The organism is Intestinimonas butyriciproducens, from assembly GCF_004154955.1.
Lineage (GTDB): Bacteria > Bacillota > Clostridia > Oscillospirales > Oscillospiraceae > Intestinimonas > Intestinimonas butyriciproducens.
In genome coordinates, this window is record NZ_CP011524.1 from 1,415,130 (window position 1) to 1,438,041 (window position 22,912).

Annotated in this window: 27 protein-coding genes; 23 read left to right on the plus strand and 4 right to left on the minus strand. The window is 57.0% G+C overall.

What is annotated here, in order from left to right; all coding sequences use genetic code 11:
* Positions 1 to 8: 8 nt before the first annotated feature.
* The 4 genes from dcm to SRB521_RS06980 are packed head-to-tail and all read left to right on the plus strand — an operon-like array spanning position 9 to position 2,872.
* Positions 9 to 1,154, plus strand: a complete 1,146-nt coding sequence (dcm, locus tag SRB521_RS06965; protein ID WP_116722040.1) for a DNA (cytosine-5-)-methyltransferase — start codon at positions 9 to 11, stop codon at positions 1,152 to 1,154.
* Positions 1,151 to 2,113 (plus strand): amidoligase family protein, encoded by a 963-nt coding sequence (locus SRB521_RS06970; RefSeq protein WP_116722041.1) that lies wholly within the window; start codon positions 1,151 to 1,153, stop codon positions 2,111 to 2,113. Before dcm ends, SRB521_RS06970 begins: the two co-directional genes overlap by 4 nt.
* A gap of 5 nt (positions 2,114 to 2,118) precedes the next feature.
* Positions 2,119 to 2,367, plus strand: coding sequence for a hypothetical protein (locus SRB521_RS06975; RefSeq protein ID WP_116722042.1), 249 nt, complete (start codon positions 2,119 to 2,121; stop codon positions 2,365 to 2,367).
* 1 nt (position 2,368) lies between these two features.
* Positions 2,369 to 2,872, plus strand: a complete 504-nt coding sequence (locus SRB521_RS06980) for a gamma-glutamylcyclotransferase family protein (RefSeq protein WP_227152332.1) — start codon at positions 2,369 to 2,371, stop codon at positions 2,870 to 2,872.
* Position 2,873: 1 nt separating this feature from the next.
* Here SRB521_RS06980 and SRB521_RS06985 read toward each other — a convergent pair whose 3' ends face one another.
* A complete protein-coding gene (locus SRB521_RS06985) occupies positions 2,874 to 3,083 on the minus strand; it encodes a hypothetical protein (protein WP_116722043.1) in 210 nt (69 codons plus the stop codon).
* Positions 3,084 to 3,229: 146 nt separating this feature from the next.
* Between SRB521_RS06985 and SRB521_RS06990 the strand changes: the two genes are divergently transcribed.
* The 3 genes from SRB521_RS06990 (at position 3,230) to metK (ending at position 5,112) form a co-directional block, all read left to right on the plus strand.
* Positions 3,230 to 3,496 carry a hypothetical protein gene (locus SRB521_RS06990; protein WP_116722044.1) on the plus strand — a complete coding sequence of 89 codons (267 nt, stop codon included), beginning with the start codon at positions 3,230 to 3,232 and terminating at the stop codon, positions 3,494 to 3,496.
* Between the two features lie 85 nt (positions 3,497 to 3,581).
* On the plus strand, positions 3,582 to 3,971 hold the full coding sequence (locus SRB521_RS06995; protein ID WP_116722045.1) for a DUF3846 domain-containing protein: 390 nt from the start codon (positions 3,582 to 3,584) through the stop codon (positions 3,969 to 3,971).
* Entirely contained in the window at positions 3,961 to 5,112 is a 1,152-nt protein-coding gene (gene metK / locus SRB521_RS07000; protein ID WP_116722046.1) for a methionine adenosyltransferase, read from the plus strand. The genes SRB521_RS06995 and metK overlap by 11 nt, the downstream gene beginning before the upstream one ends.
* 41 nt (positions 5,113 to 5,153) lie before the next feature.
* Here metK and SRB521_RS07005 read toward each other — a convergent pair whose 3' ends face one another.
* Positions 5,154 to 5,426, minus strand: a complete 273-nt coding sequence (locus SRB521_RS07005; RefSeq protein WP_116722047.1) for an HU family DNA-binding protein — start codon at positions 5,424 to 5,426, stop codon at positions 5,154 to 5,156.
* Between the two features lie 106 nt (positions 5,427 to 5,532).
* On the opposite strand from SRB521_RS07005, the gene SRB521_RS07010 reads away from it, so the two are divergent.
* The 11 genes from SRB521_RS07010 (at position 5,533) to SRB521_RS07060 (ending at position 15,019) form a co-directional block, all read left to right on the plus strand.
* Complete coding sequence (locus SRB521_RS07010; protein WP_242976555.1) at positions 5,533 to 6,297, plus strand: adenine nucleotide alpha hydrolase family protein; 765 nt, start codon at positions 5,533 to 5,535, stop codon at positions 6,295 to 6,297.
* Between the two features lie 14 nt (positions 6,298 to 6,311).
* Complete coding sequence (locus SRB521_RS07015; RefSeq protein ID WP_116722094.1) at positions 6,312 to 6,953, plus strand: hypothetical protein; 642 nt, start codon at positions 6,312 to 6,314, stop codon at positions 6,951 to 6,953.
* Positions 6,950 to 7,723, plus strand: a complete 774-nt coding sequence (locus SRB521_RS07020; RefSeq protein WP_116722048.1) for a DUF7768 domain-containing protein — start codon at positions 6,950 to 6,952, stop codon at positions 7,721 to 7,723. Before SRB521_RS07015 ends, SRB521_RS07020 begins: the two co-directional genes overlap by 4 nt.
* On the plus strand, positions 7,724 to 8,314 hold the full coding sequence (locus tag SRB521_RS07025) for a hypothetical protein (RefSeq protein ID WP_116722049.1): 591 nt from the start codon (positions 7,724 to 7,726) through the stop codon (positions 8,312 to 8,314).
* Entirely contained in the window at positions 8,304 to 9,032 is a 729-nt protein-coding gene (locus SRB521_RS07030) for a DNA-methyltransferase (protein ID WP_116722050.1), read from the plus strand. Before SRB521_RS07025 ends, SRB521_RS07030 begins: the two co-directional genes overlap by 11 nt.
* A gap of 513 nt (positions 9,033 to 9,545) precedes the next feature.
* Complete coding sequence (locus SRB521_RS07035; RefSeq protein ID WP_165366593.1) at positions 9,546 to 9,857, plus strand: plasmid mobilization protein; 312 nt, start codon at positions 9,546 to 9,548, stop codon at positions 9,855 to 9,857.
* Entirely contained in the window at positions 9,857 to 11,263 is a 1,407-nt protein-coding gene (locus tag SRB521_RS07040) for a relaxase/mobilization nuclease domain-containing protein (RefSeq protein ID WP_116722053.1), read from the plus strand. Before SRB521_RS07035 ends, SRB521_RS07040 begins: the two co-directional genes overlap by 1 nt.
* Positions 11,244 to 11,978, plus strand: coding sequence for a DUF3801 domain-containing protein (locus SRB521_RS07045; protein ID WP_116722054.1), 735 nt, complete (start codon positions 11,244 to 11,246; stop codon positions 11,976 to 11,978). The genes SRB521_RS07040 and SRB521_RS07045 overlap by 20 nt, the downstream gene beginning before the upstream one ends.
* 60 nt (positions 11,979 to 12,038) lie before the next feature.
* On the plus strand, positions 12,039 to 13,784 hold the full coding sequence (locus tag SRB521_RS07050) for a VirD4-like conjugal transfer protein, CD1115 family (RefSeq protein WP_242976556.1): 1,746 nt from the start codon (positions 12,039 to 12,041) through the stop codon (positions 13,782 to 13,784).
* Positions 13,781 to 14,107, plus strand: coding sequence for a formate hydrogenlyase (locus SRB521_RS07055; protein WP_116722055.1), 327 nt, complete (start codon positions 13,781 to 13,783; stop codon positions 14,105 to 14,107). The genes SRB521_RS07050 and SRB521_RS07055 overlap by 4 nt, the downstream gene beginning before the upstream one ends.
* 66 nt (positions 14,108 to 14,173) lie before the next feature.
* The gene (locus tag SRB521_RS07060) at positions 14,174 to 15,019 is read left to right on the plus strand and encodes a VirB6/TrbL-like conjugal transfer protein, CD1112 family (protein WP_116722056.1); all 846 of its coding nucleotides are present in this window, start codon (positions 14,174 to 14,176) and stop codon (positions 15,017 to 15,019) included.
* 1 nt (position 15,020) lies between these two features.
* On the opposite strand, the gene SRB521_RS07065 is transcribed toward SRB521_RS07060, so the two are convergent.
* Positions 15,021 to 15,359 carry a hypothetical protein gene (locus SRB521_RS07065; RefSeq protein ID WP_116722057.1) on the minus strand — a complete coding sequence of 113 codons (339 nt, stop codon included), beginning with the start codon at positions 15,357 to 15,359 and terminating at the stop codon, positions 15,021 to 15,023.
* A gap of 103 nt (positions 15,360 to 15,462) precedes the next feature.
* Here SRB521_RS07065 and SRB521_RS07070 point away from each other — a divergent pair, with 103 nt between their 5' ends.
* From SRB521_RS07070 to SRB521_RS16475, 3 genes are read left to right on the plus strand one after another with little or no spacing between them, the layout of a single operon-like run.
* The gene (locus SRB521_RS07070) at positions 15,463 to 15,816 is read left to right on the plus strand and encodes a PrgI family protein (RefSeq protein WP_075704031.1); all 354 of its coding nucleotides are present in this window, start codon (positions 15,463 to 15,465) and stop codon (positions 15,814 to 15,816) included.
* The gene (locus SRB521_RS07075; RefSeq protein ID WP_116722058.1) at positions 15,809 to 18,145 is read left to right on the plus strand and encodes a VirB4-like conjugal transfer ATPase, CD1110 family; all 2,337 of its coding nucleotides are present in this window, start codon (positions 15,809 to 15,811) and stop codon (positions 18,143 to 18,145) included. The genes SRB521_RS07070 and SRB521_RS07075 overlap by 8 nt, the downstream gene beginning before the upstream one ends.
* Before the next feature lie 6 nt (positions 18,146 to 18,151).
* Positions 18,152 to 20,203 (plus strand): C40 family peptidase, encoded by a 2,052-nt coding sequence (locus tag SRB521_RS16475; protein ID WP_242976557.1) that lies wholly within the window; start codon positions 18,152 to 18,154, stop codon positions 20,201 to 20,203.
* 319 nt (positions 20,204 to 20,522) lie between these two features.
* Here SRB521_RS16475 and SRB521_RS07085 read toward each other — a convergent pair whose 3' ends face one another.
* Positions 20,523 to 20,765 carry a helix-turn-helix domain-containing protein gene (locus tag SRB521_RS07085; RefSeq protein WP_116722059.1) on the minus strand — a complete coding sequence of 81 codons (243 nt, stop codon included), beginning with the start codon at positions 20,763 to 20,765 and terminating at the stop codon, positions 20,523 to 20,525.
* Positions 20,766 to 20,937: 172 nt separating this feature from the next.
* Between SRB521_RS07085 and SRB521_RS07090 the strand changes: the two genes are divergently transcribed.
* A complete protein-coding gene (locus SRB521_RS07090) occupies positions 20,938 to 21,567 on the plus strand; it encodes a recombinase family protein (RefSeq protein ID WP_116722060.1) in 630 nt (209 codons plus the stop codon).
* A gap of 260 nt (positions 21,568 to 21,827) precedes the next feature.
* Entirely contained in the window at positions 21,828 to 22,895 is a 1,068-nt protein-coding gene (locus SRB521_RS16880) for a zinc-ribbon domain-containing protein (protein ID WP_420810026.1), read from the plus strand.
* The last annotated feature ends 17 nt before the right edge of the window (positions 22,896 to 22,912 follow it).

Here is a 22,912-nt window from a genome sequence, read left to right on the forward strand (position 1 = left end):
ATTTTGATATGTTTGCCGGCATCGGCGGCTTCCGCACGGGATTGACCCGCGCGGGCGGTTTCCAGTGCGTAGGACACTGCGAGATCGACAAATATGCCAACGCCAGCTATGAGGCCATTTATGAGCCGGGAAAGGAGGAACGATATTATCACGATGCCACAAAAATTGACCCCGCAGATATGCCGGACTTTGACCTTCTGTGCGGAGGATTCCCTTGTCAGACATTTTCAATCGCTGGCAGAAGAAAGGGCTTTGACGACACCCGCGGCACTCTCTTCTTTGAAATTGCCCGATTGGCTCAATCCAAACGACCTTCGTATCTTCTGCTCGAAAACGTTCCGGGACTGCTGTCGCATGACAAAGGCCGGACGTTTTCTGTCATCCTCGCCACGCTTAATGACCTGGGGTACCGCGTGGAATGGATGGTGCTTAACAGCAAACATTTTGGAGTCCCGCAATCCAGAAGGCGGCTGTTCCTTATCTGCTATCTTGATCCCCGATGCGCCGGAAAAATATTTCCTGTCTTCGGCACAGGTGGAAAAGCTCTTATACAAGTCCTCGGAGGCTCGCAAGGCTCCCGCGTCTACGACGCAGACGGAATAGCCTGCACGCAGACTGCCGGCGCTGGAGGTGTGGGCGGCAAAACAGGATTGTATATCATTCCGCAGGACAGACCCTTTGTGGATCTATGTGCCGGGGAGGCGAGACAAACGGAGGCTGCCCGCTGCCTCACTGCGCGTTATGGACAGACAACGCTGTCCAATCATAGAGCAGAACGTTCCGGCGTTCTGCTCATCAAGGAAGCCACGAAAAAAGGCTATAAAGAGGCGAATCCCGGTGACAGCGTCGATCTCGGCTTTTCCGGGAGCAATACCCGCCGTGGTCGTGTGGGACAGGATATCGCCCATACATTGGAGACGAGCTGCATCCAGGGCATCGTGGAACGTGGCGGACGCATCCGGCGTCTGATGCCGCAGGAGTGTCTGCGGCTGCAAGGCTTCGATGAGTGGCAGATCGACCGCATCCTCGCCATCCAGTCTGACGCGCAGGCGTATAAGCAGGCAGGCAACAGCGTCACCGCCAATGTCATTGAAGCCATCGGGCGCCGTATCCGGGAGGTGGATGTGGAACTGAAAGCCGGTGCTGCCGCATGATCGGGCTGAAGGACCAGTGCTTCGGCGTGGAAGTTGAAATGACCGGCATCACCCGTGAGCAGGCGGCAACAGCACTGGCCGCGTATTTTGCAACGGATGCCCGCTATGTGGGCGGCGCTTACGATAAATGGTGTGTGACGGATCGGGACGGCAAAGAGTGGACAGTCATGAGTGACTCCAGCATCCACGGGGAGCAGAAGATCGGCAGCGGCTATCGTGCAACGGGTGACTACAGATACCGCGTGGAGATGGTAACGCCAAAGCTCACCTATGCGGAACTGCCCAAGCTGCAGGAGTGTGTCCGGCAGGTACGCCACGCAGGAGCCAGGGCCAACAGCTCCTGCGGCATCCATGTCCATGTGGACGCAGCCAATCATAACCGGCAGAGTCTGAAAAACCTCATCGGCATCATGTACTCCAAGGAGGATATCCTGTTCAAAGCGCTGCAGGTCAATGAAAGCCGGGCGTCCCGCTGGTGTCAGAAGGTGCGGGAACCCATGCTGCAAAAGGCGCGCAAGCTGTCATCGGATGAGACAAGGGATCTGACGCAGTTGGAGAATATCTGGTACGAGGGAGATAACGGCAGCGCAGACCACTATAACTGGACCCGCTATTACGCGCTGAATCTGCATTCGGTCTTTTACCGGGGGACGGTGGAATGGCGCTGCTTCAATTCCACGCTCCACGCGGGAAAAGTTGCCGCCTATGTGAATCTGTGCCTTGCCATCTCCGCCCAGGCTATCGCCCAGCGCAGCACGGTCATGCGCAAGACCCACAGCGACAATGAACTGTTCACCTTCCGGGTCTGGTTGGTGCGGCTGGGGCTCAACGGCGAGGAATTCAAGCATACCCGTGACCACCTGTTGGCAAATCTGGACGGTGATCGGGCGTGGCGTTTTGATAAGGACAGCTATGCAGTCAACAAAAAGAAGAAAAAATCCAGAGAAATGGAGAGGTGAAGCCTTTGAAGATTCAAATTGAAGATACCGTGTACGAAGGGACCGCAGCCGGGATCATGGAACAGCTTCGGGATCTCAGCTTTGATCCCACAGAGTTCCCGGATGTGGAGACCTACATCTGGTTTGTACAGAATAATGTCATCCGCACCACGGGAATGGACTGTCCGCTGCCGGATGGCGATGCGGAGACACAGGCGGCAGCCCTGCTCCGTCATCTGGAACGCTTTGGCGCTCTGACGATGCTGGAGGTGTGACGTGGAGGAAAACCTGTATTTTGCCTACGGCAGCAACCTTGATCTGGAGCAGATGGCGCAGCGCTGTCCGGACGCCGAGATCGTGGGGCCGGTCAGGCTGGAAAACTACGAACTGCGGTTCCGCGGCAGCGGCTTCGCTACCGTTGCACCGAAAAAAGGCAGTACTGTCCACGGACTGGTGTGGAAGATCACGCCAAACTGTGAACAGTCTCTGGATCGGTATGAGGGGTATCCCCGCCACTACACGAAAGAAACCGTGACTGTTAAAGACGCGGCTGGCGCTGAGCTCCCAGTCATGGTCTATATCATGGCGGAGCCGTATTGCCGCCAGCCTGCACTGCCGTCCCCGTATTATTACCGCGTGATCCAGCGAGGCTTTGAAGCCAACGGCCTGCCGGTGGAGTCATTACAGGCTGCGTGGAGCAGGACCATTGACGAGGTATGGAGCGGCAGGATCGACAAGCCAAAGCGAGCGCCTGAGCGAAACAGAGGGCCGGAGCGGTAACTCAGAGCAGCGCCGGCGTCTGTGCAAGAAAGAAGATTACCAGAATAGAGATCACAAAGGCCAAGATCCCAACGAGCAGGAAAACCTTTCCGCCGGGGCGGATTTTTGCCGCCTTGCCGATCAGCGCGGCCGCGGCGACGCATACCGCGGAAACCAGTAAAGCGACGCCAAGCATCTTCCACAGCCATGAAAGCTCCCAAAACCATATCATCACAGCAGCCTCCTCATATTTTTGTTCGTATGCACAGTGTATCACAGGCGCGGTATCCGCGCAACAGACAGTCGGAGCGAAAAAAGAGGTGTTCATTTTCCACGGTCTGTGTTACAATATCCCCTGTTTGCGGGAGGGGTGCGGATATGTTTTACACGATGGAGGAAGCTGCTGTCATCGGCGGCTTTCTGGAACTGTATCTGGAACGGGACAGCGTGGACCCGGCAGTGCGGGAGCAGCATCGAAGATTTCGGCAAGGGCTGATGCGCGGTGCACTGGAACGGGCCGATTATGAATGGGCGGCTGCGGCACTGGGATTCCTGCGCCCCCAATGGTGGCCGGAGCATGAAGATCATCGGACGTTGGAGAATGCCCTGCTGAAGACCCGGACATTGGCATCAAAAAGAGAATAAGAATCACCATTTACGGCAACGGCAGAGGAATCTGTCGCTGCCGCTTTTCTTTTGGGAAGGAGGAACCCATATCAGCACAGAAAAAATGAAAGTCCTTGTGGTGCGCCCCATGGAAATGCCTGAAGTGCAGGAGATCGACCACACCCTTTCTGCCATGCAGGAACTCGTAGGCGGCACCATTCAGGCAGTTTACCCCTTCGATGACCCGGTGGCGCTCGTCTGCAATGACGAGGGCAAGCTGCTGGGCCTGCCGTGGAACCGCACCCTGACCGATGATCACGGTGTGCCGTATGACATTGTCTGCGGCACATTTTTTGTTGCCGGTCTTAAAGAGGATGATTTTGCCTCGCTGACGGAGCAGCAGATCGAAAAGTACAAGGACAAATACAGCAACGAAATGATCCTCTCTGTTCCGAAACAGCCGGAGGCACAAAAGAAACCGATGAAAAAGGAGAAACATGAACATGAAAGATAACTGCATTCTGACCGCTGAGTCAGTCACCGAGGGACATCCCGACAAGCTCTGCGACACCATCGCGGACGCGGTGGTGGATGCCTGTCTTACGCAGGACGCCGCTGCCCGCGTTGCCTGTGAGGTCATGGCCACAGCCGGAAAGATCATCGCCGCAGGCGAGATCACGGCAGCGAAGATTCCGGATATCCCTGCCATTATTTGCAGAACGGTGCGGGAAGCCGGATACGGCGGCAGCGACTATGAGGTGGAGGTCATCACCCATGAGCAGAGTCCCGACATTGCGGAAGCTGTGTGCGGCGGCACGGAAACCGGCGCAGGAGATCAGGGAATCCTGTACGGCTTTGCCTGCGATGAAACAAAGGAGCTGCTGCCCCTACCTGTGGTGCTGGCCCATCGACTGGCCCGCCTGTTGACCGATACCCGCAGGCAGGGCATCATCCCCGGCCTGCGTCCGGACGGCAAGGCGCAGGTGTCTGTGGAATACCGCTCTGGAGTCCCGTACCGCGTTGCCGCAGTGGTGGTATCCTGCCAGCATGAGGATGAGCTGCCCCTGCCGGAACTGCGCCGGGACATTCTGCGCCATGTGATCCGCCCCGCCATGCAGGAACTTCCGCTGGACGAACATACCGAAGTGCTGGTCAATCCCTCCGGTCGATTTGTCCAGGGCGGTTTTGAAGCGGACACCGGACTCACCGGACGCAAGCTGATGGTGGACACCTACGGCGGCCTCGTCCCTCATGGCGGCGGCGCGCTGTCCGGCAAGGATGGAACGAAGGTGGACCGCAGCGGCGCGTACATGGCCCGTTACATTGCCAAGAATATCGTAGCGGCAGGACTGGCCAAGCGCTGCACCATCAGCCTTGCCTATGCCATCGGCAAGGCACAGCCTGTGGCGGTGACGGTGGATACGGAGCATACCGGCATCTATTCCGATGATGTGCTGGAACAGGCTGTCTGCACGGTATTCAACCTGACGCCGGACGGCATGATCGGAACGCTGGGACTGGATCAGCCTATGTTCCAAAAGTTCTGCAATTACGGTCACTTCACCCATGCGGACGCGCCCTGGGAGCGCACGGATATGACAGAGGTTCTGGAATGTGCCTGTCGTGCCAAGGACATGGGCGTATCGGACCGATAACAGAAAAGGCCCGCGAGAGATGGTCTCTCGCGGGCGTGTTATCACTGTACGGAATCCTTGAATGCCTTGCCGGGCTTGAAAGCCGGCGCTTTGGAAGCGGGGATTTCAATGGTGGCTCCAGTGGCCGGATTCTTGCCGGTGCGGGCGGCGCGCTCCTTCACCTCGAAGGTGCCAAAGCCCAGCAGCTGTACCTTGTCACCGGACTTCAACGCAGTCTGCAGCGTGTCGACAAACGCATTCAGAGCGGTGTCACAGTCCTTCTTGGTCAGGCCGCTGGCTTCCGCCATGGCGGTGATCAGTTCTGTTTTATTCATCGTATTTCGTCTCCTTCATATCTAAAATGACTGGAAATGATATGCGCTATTATAGCAGACTCCCCACCTGCTGACAATACTGCCAGCAAAAACAGAATCAGAAAGGGTGATCACGATTTCAAAAGAAAAGAAGAAAACCCTGCATATCGCGTCCTGCTCCTTCGGCAAAGACAGCCTTGCCTCGATCCTGTTGGCGCTGGAGCACGGGGAACCGCTGGATGAAGCGGTCTACTGTGAGGTGATGTTCGATAAAAGAACCTCCGGCGAGGTGCCGGAGCATCGGGCATTCATCTATGAGACCGCGATCCCCAGACTGGAACAGTTGGGGGTCCCTGTCCGTGTGCTGCGTTCGGATAAGACCTATCTGGACCTGTTTGCCGGAACAGTTACCCGCGGTCCGAAAAAAGGACTTCGGCGCGGATTCCCTCTGTGCGGGCATTGCTATGTTCAGCGGGACTGTAAGCTCCGTCCCATCCGCCGGTATAACAGGACTCTGACGCCGGATACTGTGCAGTATGTGGGCATCGCCAGCGATGAGCCGGTGCGCTTGCGCCGCTTGCAGGGAAATCAGGTGTCCCTGTTGGAAAAATATCACTACACCGAAGAGGATGCAAAGCAGCTCTGCCAAACGGCAGGGCTGCTTTCACCTGTCTATGCGTTCACAGACCGTGGCGGCTGCTGGTTCTGCCCGAACGCCAAGCGGAAGGAACTGCGGCACCTTTATGACAACCATCCGGAGCTGTGGGCGAAAATGCTGGAACTGCAGGCAATGCCGGGAAAGGTGTCCGAGAAATTCAACCGCACGGAGCGCTTTTCCGACATCGATGCGGCATTCCGAAAAGAAGATGCCCTGTGCCAAAAAGCGGCATAAAAAAAGAAAAGGAGATGAGAACCATCAGCAATCAGAAATATGAGATCACAGACATGGCCCATGAGGAATATCCGTTCCTGCACCGCATCCGTGCGCTGCGTGATATCTGCAGCGAGATCCGCGCAGGCGACATAGGCGGTTTCGTGGAAAGCGAAAGCAACCTGTCCGCGGAGCCGGGAGACTGCGCGTGGATCTTCGATGACGCCATTGCAGCGGGTGATGCCTATGTGGATCGGGATGCTTGTCTGCGTGGCGACGCCATCGCCTGTGGCAGCGCCTATGTTTCCAAAGGCAGCGTGATGGGCGGCCATAGCCGCGCCGAGGACAACGCCTATCTCCGCGGGGCCTCCATGACAGGAAAAGCGCTGGCTTCCGGAAACGCGCAGATCATTCACGATCCCCATACGATGGGGACTCCCATTCTGTCCGGCAACTGCAAGGTGTATGGCACGGTGCAGGGGGATATCCGCATCACCGGTTCTGCCGTGATCCTGCCCTGCGAGGAAGTCCGCAACGATACAAGGGATGCCTTTGTCCTGAGCGGCAAGAGCCGCAGCGTGATCCGCGGCATCGGGCGTGATACCTTGAAACCTCTGCAAAAAGAAGTAAGTCCCATGAAAACAAAAACGCCAAAGAAACGAGGTGTGGAGCGATGACCGTATATGAGCAGGAGCTGCGAAAGCTGTTTGAACACAGCAATCTCGTGGATCAGCCTCAATTCTCCGGGCGTTTGTGCGTGGGAGATCTCGGAAAGGACCTGCGTGTACGGGCGGAGTTTCTCTCTACCCATATCTCCAGCCAATATGACGCCATCCGCCTCACGGTGCTCAACCGCACGGAGGGCGTGGTGGACCGGACGCTGCTGCGCTTTCAGGATGTCTGGGGTAAAAAGCAGGTGCCGAACAATCCCAACTTCCGCAGCGGCGTCATTCCCCACCTGTGGGATGACTACGGAAAAGTGGAATGGTACGCCTATCATCCCACTGCCGCGGACTATGCCGCTCTGCGGGATGCCGTCGGTCAGTATCTGTCCGCATTCCGGGAGCGCACGCCGGAGCTGGAACGGAGCGGCCCCAAGCTGGTTTATATCTGTGCTCCGCTGCGGGGCGATGTGACAAACAACGTGGAGTTTGCGCGGCAGAAAGCGCAGGAGGTGTTTGTGGAGGGAAATATCCCTATCTGTCCGCATCTGCTCTTCCCGCCTGTCGCAGATCCCGACGATCCCGCCCAGGATGAAAAAGCCAGGGCGATGGGACTGCGCCTGCTGGAATCCTGCCAGCAGATGAATGTGTACGGTCCGGTCTGGACAGATGGAATGTGGCAGGAGATCTATAAAGCCGGTGAGCTGGGCATCCCCGTGTTGACGGATCAGAAAACCATTGGCCGGACGCCGCCTGCACGGCATCCCAAAAGAAAGGAGAGATAAATGCCAATTGAGAGGATCACTGCGGACGATCTGCGGGATATGGAGCATCAGGAGGGACTGGTGCTGCAGGGCTGCGGCGGAGAGGCGCAGGAGTGGCTGGATGGCATCAATGACCTGCTGACGCAGGACGGCATCCTGCAGAATGGCAGCCGCTTTGAGACGGTCAAGGTTTTTCAGCACGATGGACTCAACAATCTGCTGTTCCCCTTCGAGAACATTCAGGTGGATATGGGGAAGCTGGCGATGTGGCGTTTGCAGACCCACGGCGCATTCGGCGGCACATGGCTGTCCGACTATGTTCCCAACAGGCTGGGCGGGTTTCGCTCCGCCCGGCAGGAGAACCCCCGCCCTCTCTGCCCTCTGCTGGGGCAGGACGGCAACATCTTCCATCTGATGGGTATTGCCGCCAGAGTTCTTCGGCAGAATGGCATGGCGGCAGAAGCAAAGGAAATGCAGACCCGCATCATGGGCGGAGCGTGCCACAGCTACGAGGAAGCACTGGGAATCATCAGCGAATATGTGGAGACGGAGCTGTCTCCGCCCCGCGAAAATCGAACGAAAAAGAAGGAGAAGCATGAGCATGAGCGATAATCAGAAATGGAGCATCCTCCAGGGGGATGCCCTGAAGGTGCTGGGGACCTTTGCCCCCAACACCTTTGACGCTGTGATCACCGATCCGCCCTATGCGTCCGGTGGGCGCACCCAGACGGAGAAAAACAAATCCACAGCCAGAAAGTATTCCAGCATGGGCGAGAACGCACCGCCCCCTTTCGATGGGGACGCCAAGGACCAGCGCTCCTGGACCCGCTGGGCGGCGGAGTGGTTGTATGAAGCGCGAAAGGTATGCAAGAGCGGTGCGCCGGTATGTATGTTTATCGACTGGCGGCAGCTTCCCGCGGCGACAGACGCTCTCCAGTGGGCCGGTTGGATCTGGCGAGGCACCGCTGTCTGGGATAAGGGCAACAGCCGCCCGCAGAAGGGGCGCTTCCGTCAGCAGGCGGAGTATATCGTCTGGGGCTCCAACGGCGATATGCCCATCAGCCGTCCGGTCCCGTGTCTGCCGGGGGTGTTCAAATACGGCAATCCCCAGAGCCGCATCCATCTGACGGAGAAGCCGCTGCAGCTGATGCGGGACATTGTGAAGATTACGGAACCGGGCGGGCATATTCTGGACCCCTTTGCCGGCAGCGGTACCACGGTGCTGGCGGCTGTGCAGGAGGGCTATACCGCCACCGGCATCGAAGTCACAGACACCTATGCGGAGCTGGCACGGGAACGTATTCGGAAGGAACTGGCGTGCGCCGCCTGAGCCTGCGCTGTGTGGCAACAGCACTTGCTATGCGCCTCTTGTGGCATTCTTTGTAGAGGAACAGACGAGCTATTATCAACAGGTAGAAGGATTCGTCCTTCCCTTCGACGCAGCTCGAACTACTGCACGAAACAGCAGGCAGAAAACGGAAGAGATCGAGCGTTGATTCAATATTTGAACGGGCAGGGTGTCTTGATGACACCCTGCCGTTTCTATTTTGGGTGTTACATTGACACCCTGTGCGGAAGGACCCTGCGAAACCGGATGTCTGGCGCTGCTGCCAGACATTTCTTTTTTCTGGAAAAGGTGCGGATCGTGTCCGCCTGTATTGGAATCAACCTACCTCTCAAAAAACGCCCCGCCGACGGCGGGGAACAGCCAACGCCGCCGTGGGCGGCGCTGGCGCAAGCATAGCGTTTGTATGACAAACGCGCTTGCTGGGGGCATCCCCAGTCCCCAATGCCGCCTGCGGGCGGAAGATTTTGCGGCAGCGCCGCGGGAAAGGAGGGCGATATGCCCGAAAAAACACACATGATCTCCGTCCGGCTGACCGACGCGGAGCGCAGGAAGCTATCGCAGATCTGCGCCGTTTCCGGTCTGCCGGTCAGCGCGGCGATCCGGGAGATGATCGGTGGTATTACCATCCGCCAGCGGCCGCCGCAGGAGCTTCACGACCTGTATGTGGAGATCAACCGCATCGGCAAGAACATCAATCAGATCGTCCGGAAAGCCAACGCCGGTTTTGCTACGAAGGAGGATATCCGGGAACTGAAGTTTCTGATGCGGACGATAGAGACAAAAATGACAGAATTGGTGAAACAGTAATGGCAGTCACAAAAATCCTTGCCCGCAGAGGCGGTTTGGCTCAGGCCATTGCCTATGTGGTCAACGGTGACAAGACGGAGGAACAGGTGTTGACTGCCACGCAGGGGTGCTCAATCAAAAGTGCCTGCGCCGAGATGCAGGATGCCAAGATCCGCTGGAACAAAACAGACGGAGTGCAGCTCTATCATATCATCCAGTCCTTCCGTCCGGGCGAGATCGAGCCGGAATTGGCGCTGGAGATCGCGCAGGAATTCGTGCGGGAGCATCTGCCCGGATACCAGGCAGTCATCGGCATCCATACCGACCGGGAACACATCCACGCCCATATCGCATTCAATTCCATCAACCAGCTCACCGGAGAAAAATATCACAGCAACGCCCGAAGCTACTACCAGCAGATCCGCGGCACCTCAGACCGGCTCTGCCGGGAGCATGGCTTGTCCGTTATTATGGCGGGAGAGCCTGCCAAAGCCATCAGCTATGTGGAGTGGCTGCGGCAGTCCAGGGGGCAGCCCACCTTCCGCTCCCTGCTGGAGGCAGATCTGCGGGATGCCATCCGGGACGCCAACGACCTCGGCCACTTCTTCCTGCTCATGGAGCATAAGGGGTATGAGATCCATCATGGCGGCAGGCTCGGCTTCCGCCTGCGGGGGCAGGATCGATACCAGTACCCCGGCAGGCGAGATCCGCTGTTCACAGAGGACGGAATCCGTGCTGCCATCCAGGGCAACCTGGAACAGATCGAAGCGGGGCTGCGGCCTGTCTTGCCTGCGCGGCCGGCGTATCAGCCGTACTGGAAGCATCCCAGATACAGCGGTTTTCTCGCCCTCTATGTCCATTATCTCTATCTGCTGGGCAAAATCGAAAAGCGACAGTATCCGCCCCGCATGACGCCGCATCTGCGGCAGGCGGTCATGCGCTTTGAACGGTATCAGGCACAGTTCGCGTTCCTGCGGGAAAATAACATCACAGCGCCTGCTGACATGGCGGCATTCGAACATCGCACAGAGGAAACGCTGGGCAGATTGACAAAGCAGCGGACCCTCCTCAATGTGCGGAAGAAGAAACGCCAGCCGCTCTACGCGGCGCTGGCAGACGCGAAGGCGCTGGAACCCAGCAGAGCGTTATACGAGGAAGGGCTCACCGGCATGGAGCAGGAGTTTGAGCAGTACATGAAAGCCGTGAAGCTGCTGGAGGACAGCGGCGTTCCGCAGGAGGTGCTGGAGAAAGAAAAGGCAGAAGTGTATGAACAGCTCTCAGAGGTGAATCGGAAGATCCGGGCAGAGCGGGAAAAGCTGAAGCTCTGCCGGGAGATCTGCCAGCAGACGCCTGTAATGGAACAGGACATCCAGAAAACAGAAGAACACCAGAAGGAGGTGCGGGAACATGAACATCGGAGGCGGTGAAGCGGCGGACCAGCTGGTACGCATGATGCTCTTCGGCAGCGAGGTCGCTGTCCGGCTGAGCGGCTCCGCCATTAAAAATGTACTGGCGCTCACCATGGCGCTGGCGAAAAAACACAAGACCATTTCCGGCAAAGTCAATCTGGCAAAGATGCTGAAGGAGACCCGCGATGTGCGGCGGTTCGCCATGTCTCCGGAGCAGTATCAGCAATTCAGGCAGCGGGCAGGAAAACAGAAGATCCTTTTCTCTGCCATCCGTGATTCGGATAACAAGGGAAAAGTCGTGGATGTGATCATGCCGGTAACGGAGATCGACCGCGCCAATATGATCTTTGAGCGCATCCGATATACCGGGCAGCCGGAGCAGGCGCGGCAGGATGCCCCCTCTAAGGAGCAGGAAGCCCGTGTGGGACAAGAGGCGCCGCAGCGCGAGCAGCAACGCCCCCGGCAGGGGGAAACGCCTGTGACACCGCCTGTGGGCAAGCGGCAGGAGGTGGCGCCAAAAAAAGAATCTCGGTCGGGAACAGACTTGCCAGATACCAAAGGCAGATCGACCTCATCCAGCGGCAGGGAAACGGCTGCCGGGACGATGACGAGTGAGCGGCCTTCGGTTCTGGAACGGCTGAAAGGGTATCAGGCGCAGTTGGATACCCGGAAGAAGTCTGCCCCGGCCAGAGAAAAGATCCATCAAAAAGCACGACCGGACAGAACAAAGTAAGAAAGCCGTTTCGTCAGCAAGGCCGGCAGAGTGGAATGCTCTGCCGGCCTCGTATTTTTTATGCAGGAGGTGATGCGGCTGAAAAAGACATCCCAAACAACGGATCTGGTACTTGCGCTGTTCCTCTATATCCCTGTGATATGGGCGGCGCTGCTGATCGCCCAGTCCCTTGGCGGCGGTCTGCCGGAGCTGCTATCAAACTTAACTGCCGCGCTGGAACAGCCCTTCCAGATCCAATGGACAGACAAGAGCCTGTTCTCCATTCTCGTCTGCACCGGCGCATATCTCATGGGGCTGTGTCTCTATGCTTCCGGACAGGGCAGAACACGGTACGGAGAGGAACACGGCTCCGCCGCATGGGGCTCGCCCCGGCAGCTCAACGCGCAGTTCCGTCAAAAGCAGAACAAGATCCTCACCCGCCATGTGCGGCTGGGGCTGGATACCCACAAGCACCGGCGCTCACTGAATGTGCTGGTCATTGGCGGCAGCGGCGCGGCCAAAACCCGCGGCTATGTCAAGCCCAACATTCTGGAAGCAAACAGCAACTATGTGATCACGGACCCGAAGATGGAGGTGCTGACCGCCACCGGAGGGTATCTGAAACGGCAGGGATACGACATCCGAGTGCTGAATCTGGTAGATCTGTCGCAGTCGGACGGCTATAACCCGTTCCGCTATCTGCGGGATGAAAAGGACGCGCTGAAGCTGGTGAACACGCTGATCCAGGCAACGACGCCCAAGGGAAGTCACGAGTCCGATCCGTTCTGGTCGAAGTCCGAGACAGCACTGCTGCAGGCCATCATCCTCATGCTGTTCCAGGAAGCGCCGGAATATGAGCAGAATTTTTCAATGGTGCTGCGTGTGCTGGAATATGCCGAAGTGAAGGAGGACGATGACGAGTATGTCTCCCCGCTGGATCTGCTGTTCCGGGCAATGGAGTATGAGAACCCGGAAAGCGTTGCCCTGCGGCAATATAAGGTTTTCAAGCAGGCGGCGGGCAAAACAGCGAAAAGCATTTTGGTGTCTGCCGCTGTGCGGCTGGCGCCCTTCAATCTGCCGCAGATTAAAGCTGTCACCGACCATGATGACATGGATCTCTACACGCTGGGAGAGCGAAAGTGCGCTCTGTACGCCGTCATCCCGGATAATGATACGACCTTTACTTTTTTAGTGAGTCTTCTGTACTCCCAGATCTTCCAGACCCTTTACTACTGCGCAGACCAGATCCATCACGGAGCCTTGCCCTGCCACGTGCATTTCATCTTGGATGAAGCGCCATCGGTCAATCTGCCGGGGCTGCCGCGGGAGCTTGCGACCATGCGCTCCCGCAACATCTCCTGCAGCACCATCATCCAGAACATGGCGCAGATCAAGGAGCTGTATAAGGACTCATGGGAAACCATCCCCGGCAACTCGGACACGCTGCTCTATCTGGGCGGTAACGAGGCAAGCACCCACAAGTACATTTCCGAGGCGTTGGGCAAGTCCACCATCGATACCAAGACCCACGGGCAGACCAAAGGGCGGTCCGGGTCTTACTCCACCAACTTCCAGATCAGTGGGCGGGAACTGCTGACGCCGGACGAGGTGCGGATGCTGGATAACCGGTATTGTATTCTGTTCATCCGCGGCACACGGCCGGTGATGGACGAAAAGTATGAGCTCATGGAGCATCCCGCCATCCGCTATACGATGGATGGCGGCGGACCGCCCTACATCCACCACGGAACGGTGGAGCCTCCCATTCCGGGAAAGCCGCTGTTCCAAACTGATTTTGACAATGAAAAGGAGAATGCTGCAGCATGAAACATGATTTGAACAACAAAAATTTCGAGAGAAAGGCAAAGCGCGTCTATTCCGTGTTTGCCTGCGTTACTCTGCTTCTGGGCGCCACCGCAGTGCCTGCGCTGGCGGCAGATGACCCGCTGACGGTGGTCAACAACCTGTCTGATTTCATTTTCTCGCTGATCCGCGCCATTGGCCTCATCCTGCTGGGCTTCGGTATTTTGCAGGTGGGCCTGTCTCTCAAGAGCCATGATCCCTCCCAGCGCGCCAACGGTATGCTGACGGTGGCAGGCGGTATCGTCATTACCTTTACTAAGGAGATCCTCTCCCTCATCACCGGCTGAAAAAACGCGGCAGGGTGAACGGCATGATACCGTTCACCCTGTTCTTCCCGTAGGAGGTGATTTTGAATGGGAAGTGGAAACTGGATCGTAGACAATTTGAACTCTGCGCTGGAAATGTGGAACGGAAGGCTGGCAGAGATCTGGCAGCTCATCAGCACCTCGCCGGAGTCCTTCAAGGGCGGCGGTGTCTGGAATGTCATCGTGAACATCAACGATGGATTAAAAGCTGTGGGGTATGCGCTGTTGGTGCTGTTTTTCGTGATGGGCGTGGTCAAGACCTGCGGCAGCTTTACCGAGATGAAGAAGCCGGAAGTGGCCTTCAAATGCTTCATCCGCTTTGTGCTGGCGCAGGCGGCGGTATCGTGGGGCATGGAGCTGATGACCGGCGCGTTTCGCGTTGCCCAGGGCATGGTGACGACCATCATGGATTCCTCCGGACTGACAGCCATGTCTGCCACCACATTGCCGGACGAACTGGTGAGTGTCATCGAGGATGTGGGCTTTATTGACTCCATCCCCCTTTGGGCGGTGACGCTGCTGGGCTCGCTCTTTATCTGGGTGCTCTCCCTTGTCATGATACTGACGGTATATAGCCGTTTTTTTAAGCTCTACATCGCCACAGCCATCGCACCCATCCCGCTGGCCAGCTTTGCGGGACAGCCCTCCAGCAGTATCGGCGTTGCTTTTCTGAAAAGCTATGCCGCCATCTGCATGGAGGGCTGTGTCATCGTATTGGCCTGTGTGATCTTCTCTGCCTTTGCCTCGTCCCCGCCCGCCATCGCGGACGATACGCTGGCGGCAGCCACCATCGTATGGAACTATGTGGGCGAGCTGATCTTCAATATGCTGGTGCTGGTGGGCGCGATCAAGATGAGCGACCGCATCATCCGGGAGCTGATGGGCCTTGGCTGATTCAGCGCCACAGGCCCTCTGTGCTGACGGTGTCTTCGCCGTTCTCCCGTGCTTTGCGAACACGGTAGGAGAAATACTCCATAGCGGCAGCGTCATCCCGTGCCTGCATAACAAGATCGCAGACAAAGCGGATCAGCGAAAGCAGCCAGGACAGCACCACCAGCCCTACAAGGGCGAACAGGATGCGGTCTGCCAGCACGGTATGGGCGCGATACCAGCCGTGGAACACCGTCAGCATGGACACGGTGTACAAAAGCGGGATGGTCATCCGTGTCAGCGCGGCGAACCGGGAGAGAAGCGCCAGGACGCCAAGCCCGGCGATCATCAGAAAAGCGATCATGTGTCACGACCTCCTTCATCGGGTTTGTGGCATAGTACCATGACTGCACAGACAAAGCAAGAGTCTGTTCAGCAAAACTCAGAAAAAACTCGGAGGTGATCCATTGGAGGTCCGCATCAACAAAGAAGTACGAAATTACCAGGAGAGTCTATTCTTCGGGCTGTCCCTGCGGCAGCTGCTGTTCGCGCTGCTGGCGGTCGCCGTGGCAGTGGGCGTATATTTCGGCCTGCGCCCTGTGCTGGGGAATGGGGAGATCGGCTGGGTCTGCGTGCTTGCAGCCTTTCCCTTTGCCCTGGGCGGCTTTTTTCAGTATAACGGCATGACGCTGGAACGCTTTCTGCTCGCGTATATCCGCTCGGAATTCCTGTTTCCCCGCAGGCTCGTGTTCAAATCGGACAACATATACGCCAAAGCTCTGGAAAATTCAACGATAAAGGAGGCTCTCAAACTTGATTAAAACTCTGCAAAATACGCTGAAGCAGGACAAAGAAAGATTTACGGTTCCGAAATCTGTACAGGACATCATCCCCATCCGCCGCATCTGGCCGGATGGGGTCTTTCAATTTGGCAGCAAGTATTCTAAAACACTGCGTTTTAGCGACATCAACTATGCCATCGCCTCGAAAGAGGATAAGACAGCCATGTTTCTCAGCTATTCCGAGCTGCTGAACGCACTGGACACCGGCTCCACCACGAAGATCACCATCAACAATAAGCGCCTGGACCGACGCAATTTTGAGCAGGAGATCCTCATCCCGCCCAAGGGAGATGATCTGGACGGCGGGCGTAAGGAATACAACGCCATGCTGCTGGATAAGGTGACGGACTCATCCAACAGTGTGGTGCAGGAGCGCTACATCACACTGTCCGTCCATAAGAAAAATGTGGAGGAAGCCCGCGCGTTTTTTGACCGCACGGTCCATGACGCCTCTTCCCGTCTGAACCACATGGACTCTCGCTGTGAGGAACTGGATGCGGCAGACCGCCTCCATATCCTGCATGATTTCTACCGTGTGGGTGAGGAAAGCGAGTTCCGCTTTGACCTCCGGGAGAACATGAAGAACGGGCGCTCCTTCAAGGACGCCATCTGCCCGGACAGCATGGAATTCAAAAAGGATCATTTTATCATGGGCGGTAAATATGGCCGGGTGCTTTTTTTGAAGGAGTATGCCAGCTACATCAAGGATTCCATGATCAATGAGCTTACCAGCCTGAACCGCAGTCTCATGCTGTCCATTGACATCATCCCTGTCCCTACCGATGAGGCGGTGCGAGAGATGCAGAACCGCCTGCTGGGTGTGGAGACCAATGTGACCAACTGGCAGCGCCGGCAGAACGCCAACAATAACTTTTCTGCCGTTGTCCCCTACGATCTGGAGCAGCAGCGCAAGGAGACCCGTGAGATGCTGGACGATCTCACCACCCGCGACCAGCGGATGATGTTTGCCGTGGTGACGCTGGTGCATCTGGCAGACAGCAAGGAAGAACTGGACAGTGATACGGAAACGCTCCAGTCCATTGCCCGCAAGCACCTCTGTCAGCTCACGACGCTGAACTGGCAGCAGGCGGACGGGCTGGTGACGGCGCTGCCGCTGGGCCTGCGCCGCATCGATGCCCTGCGCACACTGACCACGGAAGCGCTGGCTGTCCTCATGCCCTTTAAGGCCCAGGAGATTTGGGATCGTGGCGGTGTGTACTACGGGCAGAACGCCATCAGCAAAAATCTCATCGTGGCGGACCGCAGGCAGCTTCTCAACGGCAACGCATTCATTCTGGGCGTCTCCGGCTCCGGTAAATCCTTCAGCGCCAAGAAGGAGATGGTGTCACTGGCGCTGTCCACGCAGGACGATATCATCGTCATCGATCCGGAATCGGAGTACCGCCCCCTCATCGAAGGACTGGGCGGCCAGGTCATCAACATCTCCGCCACCTCACCCAACCATATCAACGCCATGGATATGGAGCAGGGCTATGGGGACGGAGAGAACCCCGTGGTGCTGAAATCCGAGTTCCTGCTTTCCCTCTGTGAACAGCTCATTGGGGCAGGCAAGCTGTCTGCCAAGGAAAAATCCGTCATCGACCGCTGTACCGCGCAGGTGTACCGGGACTATATCCGCAGCGGCTATCACGGCGCGGTCCCCACCTTGCAGGACTTCCACGCGGAGCTGCTCCGCCAGCCGGAAAAGGAAGCACAGGATGTGGCGCTGGCCATTGAGCTGTTTACAGACGGCAGTCTCAACACCTTTGCCAAGCCCACCAATGTGGACACCAACGCCCGTATCCTCTGCTACGATATCCGAGACCTTGGCAAGCAGCTTCTGCCGGTAGGAATGCTGGTGGTGCTGGACAGCATCTTCAACCGCATCATCCGCAACCGTGGGCTGAAGCGCAACACCTGGATCTATATTGATGAGATATACCTGCTGTTTCAGCATGAGTACAGCGCCAATTTCCTGTTCACCCTGTGGAAACGAATGCGAAAATACCAGGCTTGCGGAACGGGGATCAGTCAGAATATCGAAGACCTGCTGCAGTCCCACACGGCCCGCACCATGCTGGCAAACAGTGAATTCCTCATCATGCTGAATCAGGCGGCTACAGACCGGGAGGAACTGGCGCGCCTGCTGAACATCTCGGATAATCAGCTCTCCTACATCACCAATGTGGACTCCGGGCGTGGGCTCATCAAGTGCGGCAGCGCCATCGTGCCTTTCGTGGACAGCTTTCCCCGCCACACCAGGCTGTATCAGATGATGACGACCCGCCCCTCCGACCTTATTGCGTGATGTGCTATGAAAAAAATCAAAGAAAAACCCACGCTCTCTGAGCGCATCAAGGAAAAGGCGGTATCGACACCCAGAGAACTGCTGCACAGCGGTCTGGACGACGGCTCTGAGCGGCTGCGGACGCAGCTGCGGGATACGGCCCAGCACGGGCAGGCAGACGAGTACGGCGGCGACACCATTGAGGATACCGCCGCCCGCGGCCTGCGTCGGGCAGAAAAGGAACTCACCCGGCAGCGGAAGAAGAGACCGCAGGAGCAGCCGCCGGAGGGCGGCGCTCCTGCTGCCGATGCCACAGAGCAGAAGTATTCTGCTATCAAGGGAAAAGATACCACTTCTGCCGGGTCGCAGTCGCAGAGCGCTGCGGAGCGTGGACGGCAGCAGGCGCGCCAGAACGCCGCGCAAAAGGCCGCCAAGGACAAGACAAAAGATACCTATATCGGCGCACAGACAGAGACACAGGTCACAGTGGCAGCGGAACCGCAGCGGCAGGGGCAGAGAGTATTCATGGAGGAACGCGGGCGCAAAGCTGCCCGATGGCAGGCAGAGCAAAAGCGAGCCGTATCGCGCCACCAGGTCAAGACGGCGCAAGCCTTACATTCAGATAGGGGCGGCAGCGCCATGCCGGGCAGAATGCGTTCGGAGCAGATACCTCACATCAAAGAACGAGCTGAAACCAGCTTGCCCAAACCAGCGAGGAAAAAGTACTTGCCGATGGAGCGTGACATCGTCTCTGTTTCGCCGCGTTCTAAGAAGATAGCTGATACAGCGAAAACTTTGGAGTCCGCACAGAAGCAGGCGGTCATGCTGCAAAGCAGCGCCCGCACCGCACGGGAAGCAGCGGTGCAGACAGCGCGGTATCAGCAAGCCGCGAAAGCGGCGCAGGCCACCGCGCAGAAAGCATCCCAGGCGGCAGGACGGGCGCTGCGGGCCATCCTGTCCGCCGCCAGAAGTCTTGTGGCGGCGATGATGGCGGGCGGCAGCACGGTCCTCTCAATGGTGTTAGTCATCTGCCTGATCGGGCTCCTGATCGCGTCACCGTTTGGGATTTTCTTCTCCGGTGAGGACAGCGGCACCGGATATACGATGCCGGAGGCTGTGACGATGCTGAACACGGAGTTTACAGACCGCATCGAGCAGATCAAGGCGGAGAATCCGCATGATGAATTGGATATGGACAACGCCGGCAGTGCGGCCATGATCTCCAATTGGCGGGATGTGCTGGCTGTTTATGCTGTGAGGACAACGACGGATGCATCGTCGCCGGATGAGGTCGCCACGCTGACGGCAGAAAAAATGGACATCCTGCGGCAGATCTTCTGGGACATGAACGCCATCTCTTATTGGGTGGAAACCATTTCGGGAGACGAGGATGAAAGCGATACCGTTATCCTGCACATCACTGTCACAGTCAAGGATCATCTGCAAATGGCGGACGAGTATCGGTTCAACGCCGAGCAGCACAAGCTGTTGGAAAAACTGATGCAGCCGGAGTATCAGGAACTGTTCATGGCGCTTACCGGCAGTTATCAGGATATCGACCTGTCTCCGGAGAAGATCCAAGAGATCATCAAAAAGCTCCCCGCCGATCTCAGCGAGGAACGCAAGCAGGTGGTATTGACCGCATATCAGCTCTTTGGAAAGGTCAATTATTTCTGGGGCGGAAAGAGCCTTGTGCTTGGATGGGACTCTCGCTGGGGAACGCCTATGGAGGTGACAGCGGCAGGCAGCTCCAGCAGCGGGACCGTGCGTCCATTCGGCTTAGATTGTTCGGGATTCGTCGATTGGGTATTCTACAACCAGTCTGGCGGCAGCTATATCATCGGCCATGGCGGCGGAGCAACCATGCAGCACGAATACTGCACTGCCATCGCTTGGAGCGATGCCCGGCCGGGAGACCTTGTGTTCTATCCGGGAGACAGTCATGTCGGTATTGTCTGCGGATTTGACGGCAACGGTAATGTGCTCATCATCCACTGCGCCAGCGGGTACAACAACGTGGTGGTGACGGGAAAGAGCGGCTTTACATCCATTGCAAGGCCAATATTTTATTATGAATAGAAGAAAAAAACGGACCGACCGGGACGCAGAAAACTGTGTCCCGGTCGGCTCTATATTATGGAGGTTATCCTGTGAACAGAATTCAGATCATTTTGCGTCGGTTCTGCACAGCGTTGATGCTGACCGCAGTACTGACGATCCCAGTTCTTGCCGCGTCGCCCACATTTTCCGATGTGCCGGAGGGTTCAGCGCTGCAGGAAAGCGTTTCCTGCCTCGTGGAGCGAGGCATACCCCGTATAGAGCGTAGAGTTCACGCACTATGCGTGTACTCTACGTGAAAAATGGAGGAGCGCTGGCGGTAGAGGCTGAGAAAGATGCTTCACTCGATCTCCTGCTCCAACGTATCGAATTCAGGCGTGGAGAAGAACTCGCCGAGGGTGATGTCAAGGCCATCACAAAGCTTCTTAATCGTCACGACGCCCGGATTTTTACTTTCATCATTAAGGATACTCTTGATGGTTGCTTGAGGAACGGCAGACAGATTTGCTAATCCGTTCGGCGTAATTTTTCGTTCTGCGCAAAGTTGGCGGATGCGAAGTGCAACAGTTTCCCGAGTATCCATAGTGTAAACCTCCATGACGATTTATCACTATGGTAAATTATTTGAGAAAAGGTTATTAGTGATACTTCACTAACGGAAAAATATATGCTATAATAGTGATATAACACTATATTGTCCATGTGGCCGGCACCTGGCTTACAATTTATCTACTGATAAATTGGGAGGTCAGCATATGGAATACGGTTATGCAAGAGTTTCGACCAAGGAGCAGAATGAACTGCGTCAACTCATCGCTCTGCGGGAATTCGGTTTAACGGACCGGGCGATTTTTGTGGACAAGCAGTCCGGCAAGGACTTTGACCGTCGCAGCTACCAGCGACTGCTGCGCAAATTGAAAGACGGCGATACGCTTGTGATCAAGAGCATCGACCGTCTCGGAAGAAACTATGAGGAAATTTTGGAGCAATGGCGCATCATCACAAAGGAAAAGGGTGCGGCAATCGTTGTGCTGGATATGCCTCTGCTTGACACGCGGCGGAATCGCGACCTCACCGGAACGTTGATCGCGGACATCGTGCTGCAGCTGCTATCCTATGTGGCACAGACAGAGCGCGAGTTCATTCACCAGCGGCAGGCGGAAGGGATCGCCGCAGCGAAGGCGCGCGGCGTGAAATTTGGCAGGCCCCGCAAGGCGTTGCCAGAAGGATTCGGCGAAGTCAAAGCGCGTTGGGAGCGCGGCGAGCTGTCCGCACGTGCGGCAGGAAAACTGCTGGGCGTCACCCACCGGAGCTTTTTGCTCTGGGCGCAGGATGGCAGATGTAAAGAAACTGTTAAGAAAGAGCGGACTGAGATGCGTGGATAAAAAAGTACAGGTTGCCGACCACAGCGATATACAAATAATCTTATTTATTTACCATAGCACACCCCCAACAAAATATCAATAAGGCAAGGGCCTAAAACCGACTAAAAAAGCGTACTTTTTTAGCCACTGTGCCGGATACACAATCAGCTATAAAAGACCCATCCGCCTGTAATACAGGCGGACAACGATTCTGCGGGAGGTGAGCGGCGATCCGTCCGTCTCTGTACGATTTCTGCGCCGAGCATGATCAAGCTTACCTGCTGGCACAATGGGATGGTGAACGGAATGCGCCGCTCACGCCGAAGGATGTGACCTACGGAAGTCACCAAAAGGTATGGTGGCGATGCGCCAGCGGGCATCACTGGCAGGCGAAGATCTATTCTCGCTCCGCCGGCAGCGGATGTCCATACTGCTCAGGACGTCTGGCAGAGCCAAAGAAGGCTCTGCGAATGTGCCATCCGGAGCTTGAGCCGGAATGGGATGCAGAGAAGAATGGTCTGCTGCAATTCTCTGAGCTGACGGTTGGCAGCCGAAGGCTTGTATGGTGGCGATGCGCTAAAGGACATTCTTACCGCTCTGCAGTTAAAAGCCGCACACAGGGGACGGGCTGTCCCATATGCGCTGGCCGCATCGTTCTGCCGGAGGAAAACTCCCTGGCGGCAAAATTTCCTGATCTGCTTTCGGACTGGGACACAGAAAAGAATTCCCCGTTGCTGCCGACGCAGGTCATGCCGGGAGCACACCGGAAGGTCTGGTGGAGGTGCCCGAAAGGACATAGCTGGCAGGCGAGCGTTGCCAGCCGCGTCACATCAAATGCAGGCTGTCCGTTCTGCGCGGGACAAAAGGTCCTGTCCGGATTTAATGATCTCGCTTCGCTGCATCCGCGGCTTGCGGTCCAGTGGGACCGGAAAAAGAACGGCGCGCTGACGCCGGAGGCGGTGAGCGCATATTCCAATCGCCGCGTGTGGTGGCTCTGTGACAAGGGCCATTCCTTCTGTGCGGTCATCACCCACCGTGTGAATAAGGGGAGCGATTGCCCGTACTGCACCAACCGCAAGGTCCTGCCGGGATTTAATGATCTGGAGGCCAAGGAGCCGGTGATCGCATCGCAGTGGCATCCGACCCTTAACGGCAGTCTCACGCCACAGCAGGTAACGCCCGGCAGCAGCCGGAAGGCATGGTGGCTGTGTGAAAACGGCCATGCGTGGAAGTCGGTCATCAGCAGCCGTACAGGAAAGCAGCGCTGCGGCTGCCCTGTCTGCGCAGGCAGGCCGCTGAGCCAATGTACGGCGATCTTAGCCGGGCAGCCGGAGAAGCCGACACACTAATGTAATAGGTGCCCAAC